Origin of the sequence: Winogradskyella eximia, assembly GCF_003386165.1 — a bacterium.
Taxonomy (GTDB): Bacteria; Bacteroidota; Bacteroidia; order Flavobacteriales; family Flavobacteriaceae; genus Winogradskyella; species Winogradskyella eximia.
On record NZ_QRDV01000003.1, the window covers coordinates 255,103 to 268,669 of the forward strand.

The window sequence follows — 13,567 nt, forward strand, 5'->3', positions numbered from 1 at the left end:
TATATTATTTTGGTTGTCTTTAAATATGGAATTGGTTGTCTATTAATTTTGTTCTTAATGTTTCTATTGACGAGCTTGCTTCATCTAAAAATTGGATATAATCATTGTGAAAACTTAATTCAAATTTTTCATCATCATTTTCAAGTTTGAGAGTATTAATAGTTTCTTTATAACTCTTAATTTCTAAATGTAATTCTCTAACTTCTTGCCACTCGTTTATCATATTATCAATATGTTGAACAATCATATCCTTATTGATGATAAAATATTTTTTACGATCTCCTGTCTTTGTGAAATACACAATCTTTTTTAAATCCTGTAAATGATTAAGATGTGTTGAAATTGTACTTTTACTAGCACAAAGAATAGTCACCATATCTTCAAAAGTGGTTCCTTTTTTGCCCGTTAAAATTATGTAAGACAAAATACGAGCCGCAACAGGTGCTAATTGCTCTCTGTTTTCTAAATGCACGCCTAGTTTTTCAACCAAAGCCATTTTTTCTTTGCAAATTTCATCTTTCATTTTTTCAATATTTACCACTGTTTTTGATAATAAATAAATCAACCACAGTAAAATTCTATGCAAATATATATTATTAGTTCGGAACAAACCGAACTAAACGAAGTTAAATTGTTGTTAAATAAAAAAGCCGACTGTTAACAGTCGGCTTTGAAATATATTTTGGTGAAGTTTATAAGGCACTCTTAAACTGCTCTAAGAAACGCACATCGTTCTCACTTAGTAAACGAATATCACTAATTTGGTTAAGTAACATTGCTATTCTGTCTATTCCCATTCCGAAGGCAAAACCTGAGTATTCTTTAGAATCAATACCACAGTTTTCTAATACATTAGGATCTACCATACCACAACCCATAATTTCTAACCAACCTGTTCCTTTGGTGATTTTATAATCGGTTTCTGTCTCAAGTCCCCAATATACATCCACTTCTGCACTTGGTTCTGTAAACGGAAAGTATGATGGACGCAATCTAATCTTAGATTTACCAAACATCTCTGTAGTAAAATATTGTAAGGTTTGCTTTAAATCTGCAAAGCTTACATCTTTATCAATATATAAACCTTCTACTTGGTGGAAAAAACAATGTGAACGCGCTGAAATAGCTTCATTTCTATAAACACGACCAGGTGAAATAGTTCTAATTGGTGGTTTATTGTTTTCCATATAACGCACTTGTACAGAACTTGTATGTGTACGTAATAAAATATCTGGATCTGTTTGAATAAAGAACGTATCCTGCATATCTCTTGCTGGATGGTACTCTGGCAAGTTTAATGCTGTAAAATTATGCCAATCATCTTCGATTTCTGGACCTTCACTCACATTAAATCCGATACGAGAAAAGATATCAATAATTTCATTTTTTACAATAGAAATTGGATGACGTGCACCAATAGCAATTGGTTCTCCAGGACGTGATAAATCACCATAAATCCCTTTATCATCTTCTTGACTTTCTAATGCCTCTTTTAATGAATTTACCTTATCCTCAGCTGTTTTCTTAAGCTGATTAATAGTTTGACCAAATTCTTTCTTTTGGTCGTTTGCTACATTTTTAAACTCAGCAAAATATTCTTTTAAAAGTCCTTTTGAACCTAAATATTTAATTCTAAAGGCTTCAACCTCTTCTTTAGATTGTGCTTTAAAAGCTTCTGCTTCTGCTATAAGTTCTTTTATCTTATCTATCATGATTTCTATTCAAAAACGAGTGCAAATTTAGTTTTTTTTTGCGAGTTATGGTAGCTGAGCTCCTCTGAAACTACTCGATATATTCGGTTTCTACAAAATAATTTACAATCGCTTCTTTCATTAACACACTTTGTTCACCTGCTTTAAGATGTGGTAATTGCGCTAAAACCTTGTAATGTGGCCAACCGTCATCATCAACATAATCGAATTCATAAAACCCATAAGGTTCTAAAACCTTACAAATTGCTATATGCATTAAATCTAACTTGTGGTCTTTTTTGTACTCGCGATGTAACTGACCAAGCTCCTGTACACCAATTAGATATATTATAGTATCGAGATCTAATTTGTCTCCATCTGCAAATTGGTTAGAAAGTTTTTCTACCACCAAATCCCATCGCTCTTTTAATTGTTCGTCTCTTGCCATAGTCATGTCCCTTATAAAAGGGAATCTCAATTAATTAATACACTTATTTTAGATTTCAAAGTTAAGAAACTAAAGCCTCTTGAATTACGTTATTAATTTAAAATCAGAAAAATTATGTACGTTTGTCTAAATCATTAGTGTTATGAGTATTATTGACATCATTTTAGCCGCTTTATTATTATTTGGATTTATACGTGGCTTATTTAAAGGTCTTTTTGTAGAGGTCGCTTCTTTAGTTGCCCTTGTTTTGGGTGTTTATGGTGCTATTCACTTTAGTGGGTTTGCCGCAGGTTTCCTTGAGTCTAGAGTAGATTGGGAAGAAAGAACTATCAATATTGTAGCTTTTGCCATCACTTTTGTGGTTATTGTTCTTACAATTGGTTTAGCCGGAAAAGCCTTAACCAAATTAGCCGATTTTGCTGCTTTAGGTATCATCAATAAACTAGCTGGTGGTATTTTTGGTGCTCTTAAAATAGGTTTAATTTTAAGTGTGATCTTGATAGTGTTCCATAAAATGAACAATACATTACCATTTATGGAAAAAGAAGATTTAGAAAAAAGTATGCTCTATAATCCCGTAAAATCACTTGCACCAATGATTTTTCCGAATATCATAAAAAGTGAAGATGAACCTATAGTTAGAGAAAAAGACGAATCATAAGAACCATTCTTTTAAATGGTTTTTTATTAATCTAAATGATAAATCTCCATAATATCTTTGAGATACCTTTCAAAATCAATTTTTAAATCAATTAATTTCCCAGTATGGACATCAAAAACCCAACCGTGAACTTTTAGGCCTCTTTCTCTAAATGCCTTTTGTACTGCAGCTGTTTTAATTAAGTTAACGCACTGCTCTTTTACATTGAGTTCTATTAAACGCTCATATTTTTTCTCTTCATCTTTAATCGCATTGAGCTCATCATGATGCATCCTGTAGACATCTCTAATATTTCTTAACCAACCATTTAAAACTCCTAAATCTGCCGATTGCATTGCCGCTTTTACACCTCCACAGGCGTAATGTCCACAAACAACAACATGATTAACTTTTAAATGAGTTACAGCATAATTAACAACAGACATACCATTTGCATCTGTACCCACAACCATATTAGCAATATTTCTGTGTACAAAAACATCACCAGGACCTAATCCCATTAATTCCTCAGCTGTTACACGACTATCTGAACAACCTATAAATAATAATTCTGGATTTTGTCCTTTTCCTAATTTTTCAAAATAACTAGAATCAACGGCAAGTTTCTCTTTAATCCATTGTTCATTGTTTTTAAATACATTCTTTAAAATCATAATCCTTATATTTTAAATAGTGTCTTTAATATTATTTTTTACCCATTTTAAACAGGTTTTAAAATCTTTAAAAATATGCTCATTCGGAATAAAATCTGGAATAATATCGATACGCTCCATCATATACCTAGGCTGTTTTAAGAGCCCTACAAACAATACCTCAATATCGTTTTTCTTTAATTCTTGAAGCATATCTTCCATAGCATATAAACCAGATTGATCCATATATTGCATACGTCCTAATCTTAATATAACAGTTTTTGCTGTCTTAGGAATTTGCTCCGTTAAGGCTTGAAAATCACTTGTAGAACCAAAAAATAAAGGCCCTTTAAGGTGTTTAATAAAAACTTCTTCTTTAAGATCTGTCGGAAAATTTATTTCATCTTCCCAAGACTCTTCTTTTAAGGATTTAACATCTGACCGCTCTGCAGTTAAATCTCCTATTTTCTTCATAAACATTAATGAAGCAATAATTAAACCAATACCTACTGCATAAATTAAATCCCAGAATGTAGATAAAACGAGTACGATAAGCATAATTAATACTTCTGAACTTAGCTTTAAAGGTCCGAATTTAATATCCTTTGGCAAACTAGGAATTGCTTTTAGTCCTTTATAATCCATAACACCAATACCTACAGTTATTAAGATACCTGCTAACACTGCAGCTGGTATTTTTGATGCGATAGGCCCTAATGCAAGCATAATTATTAACAGCATTACGCCAGCAATCATTCCAGATAATTTAGTTTTTCCACCGGCATTAATATTTACAACCGTTCTAATGGTTGCACCTGCACCAGGAATACCACCAAAAATTGAAGCGATACTATTACCAATACCTTGACCTATCAATTCTTTATTTGGTTTATGCTTAGTTTTTGTCATGTTATCCGCTACCACACTAGTTAAAAGGGAATCAATGGCTCCTAATAAGGACAAAGTCAATGCCGTAAATATATAGGGTGTTATGTTTCCTAAACTAAAATTAGTAAACATTTCTAATCTTGGAACGGGAATACCACCTGGAATCTCTGAAATTTTTACATATCCCAAATTAAAACCATAGGCAATACCAGACATTACAACTAAAGCAACTAACGTACTTGGAATTGCTGTTGTTATTCGTTTAAAACCATAAATTATTAAAATAGTTCCCAAGGCCAATAGCAACTCTAACCATTTAATGTTTTTTAACGCTCTTGGCAATACTTTTAATGCACCAATAGTACCTGATGCTTCTTTGGCTGCTAAAGTTTGTGATTCGTTTAAAATTTCTTCTGGTGTAATTTTATGAGCTCTGTCTATTGTTTCTTTAAAATTTTCGAGCACTAAAATACCTTCGCCTGCTTCTTCTTTTAAAATGTTTTCAAGAATAACTTCTTCTGCCTGTGGTTTAAACTGCTCTACAAATGCCTCATCTTCTTTTGGATAATACCCAATAGATGGTAATATTTGAGTTAAAAGGATAATGACACCAATAGCGGTCATAAAACCAGAAACTACTGGATAAGGAATGTATCTTATATATTTCCCTACGCCTAAAAATCCTAATCCTATTTGTATAAGACCTGCTAATAGAAATACAGTTAAAATAGCTGGTAATGCCTTTTCTACACTACCATCATTAGCTGCAACAATACCTGCAATAATTACCATACTTACAGCAGTCATTGGTGCTGTAGGTCCTGAAATCTGAGTCGCTGTTCCTCCAAAAAGTGCAGCAAAAAAACTAATAAAAATAGCTCCATACAAACCAGCCTCTGGTCCTAAACCTGAAGAAACACCAAACGCTAATGCTAATGGTAATGCAACAATTCCTGCTGTGATACCTCCAAAAGCATCACCCTTAATATTAGAAAATAAGTTCTTCATAGTTTTATAATTGTATTTAGTTACTCTATTTAATAAACAATAGCCGCTTCAATAGTCTTACTAAAAATTAACGAAAGCTATAATATTGATTTGGTCTCTTCCTGATGTTTCAAAAAACTGGTTCATATAACCTAATTCTAAGCGCAACGCATTAGAAAATTTATACCCTAAACCACCAAATACTCTGTTTCTATCAAAAACCGAGGATTTTGTATTTAAAAATATCTCATTATACAACGATAAATAGATGGGATTTTTGCCTTCAACTTTATATTGAAGCGGAATCTTAATCCCTAAAAAATATCTAAATCGCATTTTAAAATCGTCTTCTACAAAACGCTGCTCAAACCTATAACGATGACTTAAAGCCATTTTTCCTACGTTTTGTTTAGTTGTAAATTGCTGAAAAATACGATGCTCATTTACTGAAAGCTTATCCTCAGTTTCGCCTATATAATTTTCAGACAAAATATAACCATAACCAAGTAAAATATTGTTATTATTTTCAGATAAATTATACCCAATTCCTGTTCTTAGTAATAATTGCTCTAAATCACCAATAGCATTATAATTTCTATACTGAACTTCATTATGGATGTTCCATTTAGAATTTAGTTTTTTATTGCCAATATAAATTAACCAATTACCTAACTCACTCTCTTGTGCATTTAAAAAGTTAGGTAGCACTAATATTACAATCAGTGCCACCATACTTATTCTTTCTTTCATTATGTTTTTAAACCTTTTATTATTCATAAAATGTCACAGCACCTGTATTAACATCATACATGGCTCCAATTATTTTAATCTCACCTGCTTTTTCCATTTCTGTAAGTATAGGGCTTTCTGCATGGATTCTATCAATCATTAACTCTACATTCCTGTGTGATACCTCATCTACAAAATCAAGATTTTTAGAAGTTCTTAAGCTTTCATCTTTTGGCTCAGTTACCGCATTAACTGCTGGTGTTATTTTCTGAACTAGCTTGGTTAAATTACCCATTTCTGCATGATCACAAGCACCTTTTACGGCACCACAACTTGTGTGTCCTAAAACTACAATAAGCTCTGTACCTGCTAATTTACATGCAAACTCCATACTACCTAAAATATCTTCATTTACAATATTACCGGCTACACGTACACTAAAAATATCTCCTAATCCTTGATCAAAAACCAATTCGGCTGATACTCTAGAATCTATACAACTTAAAATTGTTGCAAATGGAAACTGTCCATCACTGGTGTCATTTACTTGTTCTAAAAGGTTACGATTTGCTTTTAAGTTATCTTGAAACCTTTGATTTCCTTCCTTTAAATATTGTAATGACTTTTCAGGTGTCATTGTTGCTTGGGTCTCTTTTGTATGTGCTTTCATCTTTTTTAATTTATTTAATTCGTTGTGTTACTAATTTTATAATGCTCCAGAAACTAATAGTGAAACATTCAATTTATTTACCGTTTCTTTTAGTGGTAAAACTGAGGCATTCTTATTCTTCATTTTACTATTTTCATCCCTATCAACACATAATAAATTAATGTTGTTTTTTAAAAGATACGAAGAAAGTGTCGGTATTGTGTTATCATTTTTTTCAAAAACAAACTCTAATGTGTCCTCGTTGTAATTAGAAGGACTTTCAGTTTTTGTGTTCTGACTATTAATAACCTTAAATGATTTTAATGGTGATTGTGTATGCGTTATTAAATCTTTAGACAACTCCGTTTTAAAGGTTTTATCTGATCCATTTAATACTCCTAATGTCATTTTTTCATTTGGTATTAATGCATGCTCATTAGATGAAATCATTACGACACCATTAAACTCTTTTAATAAAAAATGAGTAATACTGTCACCAATAAATTTTAAAGGTTTAGAATCGCGTTGTCCTAAAACAATAATATCTGGCTTAATGTCTTTGATATAAGTCCTTATTTCGTCTTTGATATTTCCAAATGAAAAATTAGAATTAATAGGAATATCATATGCCTTTGAAACAGGATCAATTAGTGCTTTAATTTTATTTTTAGTACTAATAAACTCCTCATTTATACTTCGCATTGCAGACAATTGATTATCTCTCTTTATAATGTCTACGTGTTTCTTAACATGAAACAGCTCTATATCTGCATCAATCATGTGTGCTAAACTTACACTACTTTTTAAAGTTGTAATTGCGCTTTTCTTTAAATCTGAAAGCACTACTATTTTATATTTACTATTTTTCATAATGCTTTAACTTAAACTGATATTAGATTTAGGTCTCAATTGAAAAAACTCAATAAAACTTGGTGGGTTTTCAACAATACCTCGCTTTGAGATTAACTTAATGTCAATATTTCTTTCTTTCGCTTTAAAAGCAAAATCTTCAAGAATTTCAATAATATCATAATCTAAATATCGTGTCTTAGTTACATCGAATTCTAAATATGTATCTCTAGGTAAACTGTCTAACTCTTTTAAAATAGCACCTTTATTAAAAAAGGTTACTTCTTCTGCAAGCGCCATTTTAATTTTATGCTTTCCATTACTATTATCCTCAATGTGAAGAAAGTGTGAGTTTTGATAGCTTTTTAATAAAATAACAACAATACCAACAGCCAATCCTAAACCAATACCAACTAATAAATCTGTAAAAACAATACCAATTACAGTTACAAAAAACGGAACCGATTGTTTCCAACCTAATTTATACATCTTTAAAAATAAAGCTGGTTTTGCTAGTTTATAACCTACTATTAATAAAATTGCAGCTAGTACTGATAAAGGAATTTTATTTAATAATGTAGGAATCAATATCACAGAAATTAATAATAAGAAACCATGAAAAATTGCAGACATCTTACTTTTTCCACCTGATTGGATGTTTGCAGAACTTCTTACAATAACTTGAGTTATTGGCAAACCACCAACTAAACCAGATAATATATTACCTGCACCTTGAGCTAATAATTCCTTATTTGTAGGTGTTACATTTTTGTCTGGATCTAATTTATCTGTTGCTTCTACACATAATAAAGTTTCTAAACTGGCTACTAAAGCAATTGTAAATGCAATAACCCAAACTTCTGGATTTGTAATAACAGCGAAATTAGGAAAACTAAACTGGCCTATAAAAGAATCTAAATCGTCTGGCACAGGTACACTTACTAAATGTGATTGTGCTATTGCAAGTGACTCGTTAGATTGCGTAATTACGTAAAAAACAATACCCACTACAACAGCAACTAATGGTCCTTGTATAATCTGAAAAAACTTTCCTTTTTTCTCTAAAACGTTACTCCATAATAGCAAAATACCTAAAGCTATAAAGCCAACAACCATAGACCCTAATATAAGGTTATCAAAAATATGCCAGATGGCAGAAAATGTATTTTCTCCAGACATCTCTACAAAACTATCCGCTCCTTCTGGCTCAGCATCGTAGCCAAAAAAGTGTGGTATTTGTTTTAAAATTATAATAATTCCAATACCAGTAAGCATACCTTTAATCACTGATGACGGAAAATAATAACCAATAATTCCGGCTTTTAAAACACCAAAAATTATTTGAATTACACCTCCTAATACAACGGCAACTAAAAAGTTTTCATAACCTCCTAATGTACCAATTGCGGTTAATACAATTGCGGCTAAACCAGCAGCCGGTCCGCTCACACCAATTTTAGAACCACTTAAGGATCCTACTACAATTCCTCCAATAATTCCAGCAATTAAACCAGAGAAAAGAGGTGCTCCACTGGCTAATGCAATACCTAAACATAAAGGTAATGCCACAAAAAAGACAACGACACTTGCAGGCAAGTCGTTTTTTAATGTTTTAAACATTTTATATAATGATTTATTCTATTGAATAGATTTCAATAGTGATTTAATATTTTTTTTAGGGACAATAAATGCCAATCGAATAAAATATTAAATAAAATCGGGTGGTGGGGAAATTAAATTGAGATGTGGTTTTGGATATTGTTTAAACGTATATCCAATAAGATTAGTGCTTGTTTGATCCTCAAACAAAAACTCTGAAGTTTGATCTTCCTTATCAAAAAGAAGCTTAGCATGAGCGTTTTCTTCTTCTTCATTAATGCTAAAAAAACAAGTCGTATCAATAGAATCATCAATAGACATAATAATTACAGGTGCAGAAATAAGTGCCATAAATACTATGGTAAATAAAATCGCTATCCTGTTTTTTGAGCTTTTTCGCATAAGCGACAAATATAATAGTTAGATCTTAATAGTGTGTTAAATAAGTTCTAAAAAATCTTCAATAACTTTATATCTTCTGAAGGGATCCAACCTATTGAATTATCGGAAAGTTTAATTTTTTTCCAATCTTCATAAGTTTCTATTACTTGCACCTTAGTGCCTTCATGTAATCTAAAAACTTCTTCACTTGCAGAATTAGGATCTGTTTTTACTCTCGTTTCTTGTGAAAACACAATACCTGGATTATCCTTTCGGTCTAGGCTATCTTTTTGAAATGCCATAACCACAGAAAAACAACCTATAAATAAACTAATGATACTGGTTACAAAAGCTATTCTCTTTTTTGAAGAAGTATAAGAAAAATGATATGCTAAAAATATAACAACAAACAAAAGCACGCCTCCAATAGCAATTCTTGCCCAAGTATCTGTATTAAACGTATTCACTATATTATTTATAATTCTTGAAAAACCTACTTTAGGAACTATCTCAATAGCATCAATCGTCATGTTTTGAGCAAAGGCCAAATTGTTTTGTATATCCTTATCATTAGGCTCTAATAACAATGCTTTTTCATAATAATAAATACTTGGTGCAATATTATTGAGCTTATAATTAGCATTCCCTAGGTTAAAATACAACTCAGCAGAATGTTGATCCGAATCTAAAATAGATTCATATTTATCAATAGCTTCTGCATATTTACCGTTGTTATATAAGGTATTGGCTTCGCTAAAAACGCTATCGTTTTGCGAAAAACCAATCATGCTAAAACAACACACAAATAAGATTATTATAGCTCTCATATTATCTAAGTTGCTTATCTATTAATGAAATCGTTTTTGCGGCTTTATCATAATCATTCTTCATAGTCACTTGAGTAATTGGCGTATAACGTGCCAATTCACAATTTTCTAGAATTGAAATAAAATCTGAAACCACATTACTTTCAACCTGACGCTCAGTTAATAAATTTTCAATTTTCTCTTTATTAAAATCACTTGTTTCAATATTTAGTTTGGCTTTTAAATAATTGTGAAGTGCTTTTTCTAAAGCCAAATAAAACGCTTCTTTTTGACCGAGTGCTTTCTTAGCTTCTCCTAAATATTTCTTAGCTAAACGATCTGCTTTTCTAATACGATTACCTTGTACATCTGCATTACGTTCATCTGTTTTTCGTCTTACCACAATTGCTAACGGTATCGCTAAAAACGGCAATAATAACAAGGACCAAAACCCTGTAGACTTAAAGAATTGCTCCTCTTTTATACTCGACCAATTTGATGCCGTTTTTATAAAAGCAAATGTATTAGTATTAGAGTTTACAGCTTGTTTTACACCTTCAGTAGTGTTTTCAGTATTATTAATTGAAGCAGTTGGCCCTTCTAAAACATCAATTACAATCTCATCTGATGTAATGCGTTTATAACTTGCTGTTTCAGGATTAAAATATGAGAATGAAATACTTGGTATAGGATATTTCCCTTTATACTGTGGCACAATAGTGTAAGTATCTGAAATACCACCTTGCATGCCACCTAAATTTGTTCGAATGTTTTCTTGGTGTTCTGGCTCGTATACTTCTAAAGAACTTGGCACTGTTAACTTTGGTAACTCAAATAATTTTAAATTCCCATTTCCTGTTACTTCTATTTTTGCCTGAAGAGATTCAGTTGCATTTAACTGTGTTTTAGACGTCGTTACTTTAAATGAATAATTACCCACTGCACCTTTAAAATCAGAAGGTTTTCCTTGCTCTGGCAATGGTTTAACATTAAGAGTTCTACTACCTGCAGTTACTACTTTAGGCACTTTTGTCATTAAAGGTCTTCCAAAAATATCTCGTCGGTTGGTTGGTACCTCTACAGTAATATCTAAAACTAAAGGTTCTAATTTAAGAGCACCTGTTTTTTGAGGATAAAGCACTGTTTTTCTCAAAACCACATAACGATATTTCTCCCCTTTATATTCTCCTTCTAAAACATTGAGTCCTTTAATATCTATATTTTGACTCCAAAAATCATTATATCTAGGAATATCCTTTTCCCTCCAATTACTAACTCCGGTTTCTGTTGAAACATATAATTTGTAAACTACTGTAATCGCTTCATTTAAATAAGGACTTGCATTAGAAACCTCCGCAACTAAATGAATATTATCCTCAGCAACATCTGAAGCTGCTGTTTCTCCATTGGGTTTGCTAACTGCTGCTGTAACTTCAATTGTTATAGGAAACGTCTTATAGGTTTCTCCATCAATTTCTATTGTAGCTTGCTTAATCGTGAATTTGCCACGTTTTTTTGGTGCTAAAAAATAGCTATACGTTTTATTGTACGATCGTTTTCCGTTTCTTGAATAATTACTAACAGAAGTATTAGGACCACCAACCAAATCGAAATCCGCAAAACTAGGTGGCACAAAATTGTCTCCATCTTGGTTCATTTCAAAATCGATACGTAAGCGTTCGTTAACTCCTAATGTCTTCTTACTTACTTTAGCTTCAAATTTTATTTGAGCCGAAGCAATACTTGTTGCAAGTACTAGAAATAATATTGATATGTTATTTTTTATTCGTTTCATTACTTTAAGCAATTACCTATAATTAGATAACATTGATTGTAATATTGTCCGTTTTAATTGTTCTTTTTACTTTTTCCATAATAAGACGCCCAAATGCATCACTATTTTTAGAAGGTATTTCTGATGTAAAATCTAGTACCAATGCCTCCAATTCAAACTTACCCTTTTGTTTTGGTTTTAGTACTGATTTCTTTAAAATCACAAATCTATATTTTTCATTTTTAAAAACCTCGTATTCAACTTTAACGTCTGAAGAGGTGATATCTTCAACTTTAAAATCTTCACTCTCTATATAATCACGCATATTATAATTAGAAATGCCAATATCTTGAGCGACATACAATTTGTAGGTAATGATTACAGAATCTTTAAGTTTTACATTAGAATCAGATAATTCAGCGACAAAATGCACTCCATTATTCAACTTAGAAGTTAGTTCAGATTCAGACTTCTCTTGCGCTGAAATGAGACTAGTTACAAGTATTATAAATAGTATTGCTGTTTGTTTAATTGCTTTCATTATATGTTTTTACACCAAAAAAGTCTTGAAACCTTACATGAGATAATCAGCGAAATTACCAATCTTTCTCAGTCTTTACTTTAGCTCCTTTTTGTTTCTCTGCATTCATTTTCTCCTGAACCTTTTGCTCTTGATTTTGCATTGCATCTAAAATATTCTTTATCTGCTGAGGAGACATTTGTCCTGGTTGTGGTTTTGGCTTCTGGTTTTGGTCTTTATTGTCTTTATCTCCTTTTCCTTCGTCTTTCTTATCATCTTTTGGCTTTCCTTCATCATCCTTATCCTTATCGCCATCTTTTTTATCCTTATCTCCTTCGTCCTTTTTATCTTGATCGTCCTTCTTATCCTTATTGTCTTTGCTGTCGTCCTCTTTCTTTTCTTGGTCTTCTTTATCTTGTTCTTGATCTTTATTCTCGTCCTTTTTATCATCTTCGCCACCACCATCTTGTTTTTGCTGTTCTGCACATTCTTTGGCTAAAGCAAAATTATAACGGGTTTCTTCATCATTAGGATTACTTCTAAGTGCATTTTTAAACGCTTCTACAGCCTCTTTACAAGCCTTATTTTGCATTAAAATATTACCCATATTGTGGAATGCTCTATGCTTTTCTTCCTTAGAAGTGGCATTTTTTGCAGCTTCTTGACTTCTAAACAAGGCCTCATCAAAACTTCCTTTCTTATAATAAGAATGTGCTAAATTATAAGCTCCAACGGCTTTTGTTGGCGCTTCAGAAATGGCTTTTCTATATGCCATTTCAGCTTCAATATAATTATCTTCTCCAACAAGTTCATTTGCTTTGTAGACAAGATTGGTTGCCTTTTTTTCTGCCTTTAATTGGTCTTCATTAAGGTCTTGCGAAAAACTAAGACCGCCAATTAAAACTGCAATAAGTAATATATATAGTTTCATGTGTTTTTTTCTATTGTTCCTC

The 13,567-nt window shown here is 31.7% G+C and carries 15 protein-coding genes; 1 reads left to right on the forward strand and 14 read right to left on the reverse strand.

Annotated elements, in window-relative coordinates; translation table 11 throughout:
- Window positions 1–19: 19 nt before the first annotated feature.
- From DFQ10_RS09260 to DFQ10_RS09270, 3 genes are all read right to left on the reverse strand, one after another.
- On the reverse strand, window positions 20–523 hold the full coding sequence (locus DFQ10_RS09260; RefSeq protein ID WP_115817229.1) for a GbsR/MarR family transcriptional regulator: 504 nt from the start codon (window positions 521–523) through the stop codon (window positions 20–22).
- Window positions 524–692: 169 nt separating this feature from the next.
- Window positions 693–1,712 carry a phenylalanine--tRNA ligase subunit alpha gene (pheS, locus tag DFQ10_RS09265; protein ID WP_115817132.1) on the reverse strand — a complete coding sequence of 340 codons (1,020 nt, stop codon included), beginning with the start codon at window positions 1,710–1,712 and terminating at the stop codon, window positions 693–695.
- A gap of 70 nt (window positions 1,713–1,782) precedes the next feature.
- Window positions 1,783–2,139 (reverse strand): hypothetical protein, encoded by a 357-nt coding sequence (locus DFQ10_RS09270; RefSeq protein ID WP_115817133.1) that lies wholly within the window; start codon window positions 2,137–2,139, stop codon window positions 1,783–1,785.
- A gap of 142 nt (window positions 2,140–2,281) precedes the next feature.
- Here DFQ10_RS09270 and DFQ10_RS09275 point away from each other — a divergent pair, with 142 nt between their 5' ends.
- Window positions 2,282–2,800 (forward strand): CvpA family protein, encoded by a 519-nt coding sequence (locus DFQ10_RS09275; protein WP_115817134.1) that lies wholly within the window; start codon window positions 2,282–2,284, stop codon window positions 2,798–2,800.
- 26 nt (window positions 2,801–2,826) lie between these two features.
- On the opposite strand, the gene DFQ10_RS09280 is transcribed toward DFQ10_RS09275, so the two are convergent.
- The 11 genes from DFQ10_RS09280 to DFQ10_RS09330 form a co-directional block, all read right to left on the reverse strand.
- Entirely contained in the window at window positions 2,827–3,453 is a 627-nt protein-coding gene (locus tag DFQ10_RS09280) for a carbonic anhydrase (protein ID WP_115817135.1), read from the reverse strand.
- 12 nt (window positions 3,454–3,465) lie between these two features.
- Window positions 3,466–5,328 carry a SulP family inorganic anion transporter gene (locus DFQ10_RS09285; RefSeq protein ID WP_115817136.1) on the reverse strand — a complete coding sequence of 621 codons (1,863 nt, stop codon included), beginning with the start codon at window positions 5,326–5,328 and terminating at the stop codon, window positions 3,466–3,468.
- Between the two features lie 60 nt (window positions 5,329–5,388).
- Window positions 5,389–6,057, reverse strand: a complete 669-nt coding sequence (locus DFQ10_RS09290) for a DUF2490 domain-containing protein (RefSeq protein WP_115817137.1) — start codon at window positions 6,055–6,057, stop codon at window positions 5,389–5,391.
- Window positions 6,058–6,076: 19 nt separating this feature from the next.
- The gene (locus tag DFQ10_RS09295) at window positions 6,077–6,706 is read right to left on the reverse strand and encodes a carbonic anhydrase family protein (RefSeq protein ID WP_115817138.1); all 630 of its coding nucleotides are present in this window, start codon (window positions 6,704–6,706) and stop codon (window positions 6,077–6,079) included.
- Between the two features lie 36 nt (window positions 6,707–6,742).
- Window positions 6,743–7,555 (reverse strand): universal stress protein, encoded by an 813-nt coding sequence (locus DFQ10_RS09300; RefSeq protein WP_115817139.1) that lies wholly within the window; start codon window positions 7,553–7,555, stop codon window positions 6,743–6,745.
- Between the two features lie 6 nt (window positions 7,556–7,561).
- Window positions 7,562–9,154, reverse strand: coding sequence for a SulP family inorganic anion transporter (locus tag DFQ10_RS09305; RefSeq protein ID WP_115817140.1), 1,593 nt, complete (start codon window positions 9,152–9,154; stop codon window positions 7,562–7,564).
- Window positions 9,155–9,241: 87 nt separating this feature from the next.
- Window positions 9,242–9,535, reverse strand: a complete 294-nt coding sequence (locus DFQ10_RS09310) for a hypothetical protein (protein WP_115817141.1) — start codon at window positions 9,533–9,535, stop codon at window positions 9,242–9,244.
- A 47-nt stretch (window positions 9,536–9,582) separates the two neighbouring features.
- Entirely contained in the window at window positions 9,583–10,341 is a 759-nt protein-coding gene (locus tag DFQ10_RS09315; RefSeq protein WP_115817142.1) for a tetratricopeptide repeat protein, read from the reverse strand.
- A 1-nt stretch (window position 10,342) separates the two neighbouring features.
- Entirely contained in the window at window positions 10,343–12,115 is a 1,773-nt protein-coding gene (locus tag DFQ10_RS09320) for a BatD family protein (RefSeq protein ID WP_115817143.1), read from the reverse strand.
- Between the two features lie 22 nt (window positions 12,116–12,137).
- Window positions 12,138–12,635: a BatD family protein gene (locus DFQ10_RS09325; protein ID WP_115817144.1), complete on the reverse strand. Its 498-nt coding sequence runs from the start codon at window positions 12,633–12,635 to the stop codon at window positions 12,138–12,140.
- Between the two features lie 55 nt (window positions 12,636–12,690).
- Window positions 12,691–13,545: an aerotolerance regulator BatC gene (locus DFQ10_RS09330; RefSeq protein ID WP_115817230.1), complete on the reverse strand. Its 855-nt coding sequence runs from the start codon at window positions 13,543–13,545 to the stop codon at window positions 12,691–12,693.
- Window positions 13,546–13,567: the final 22 nt, after the last annotated feature.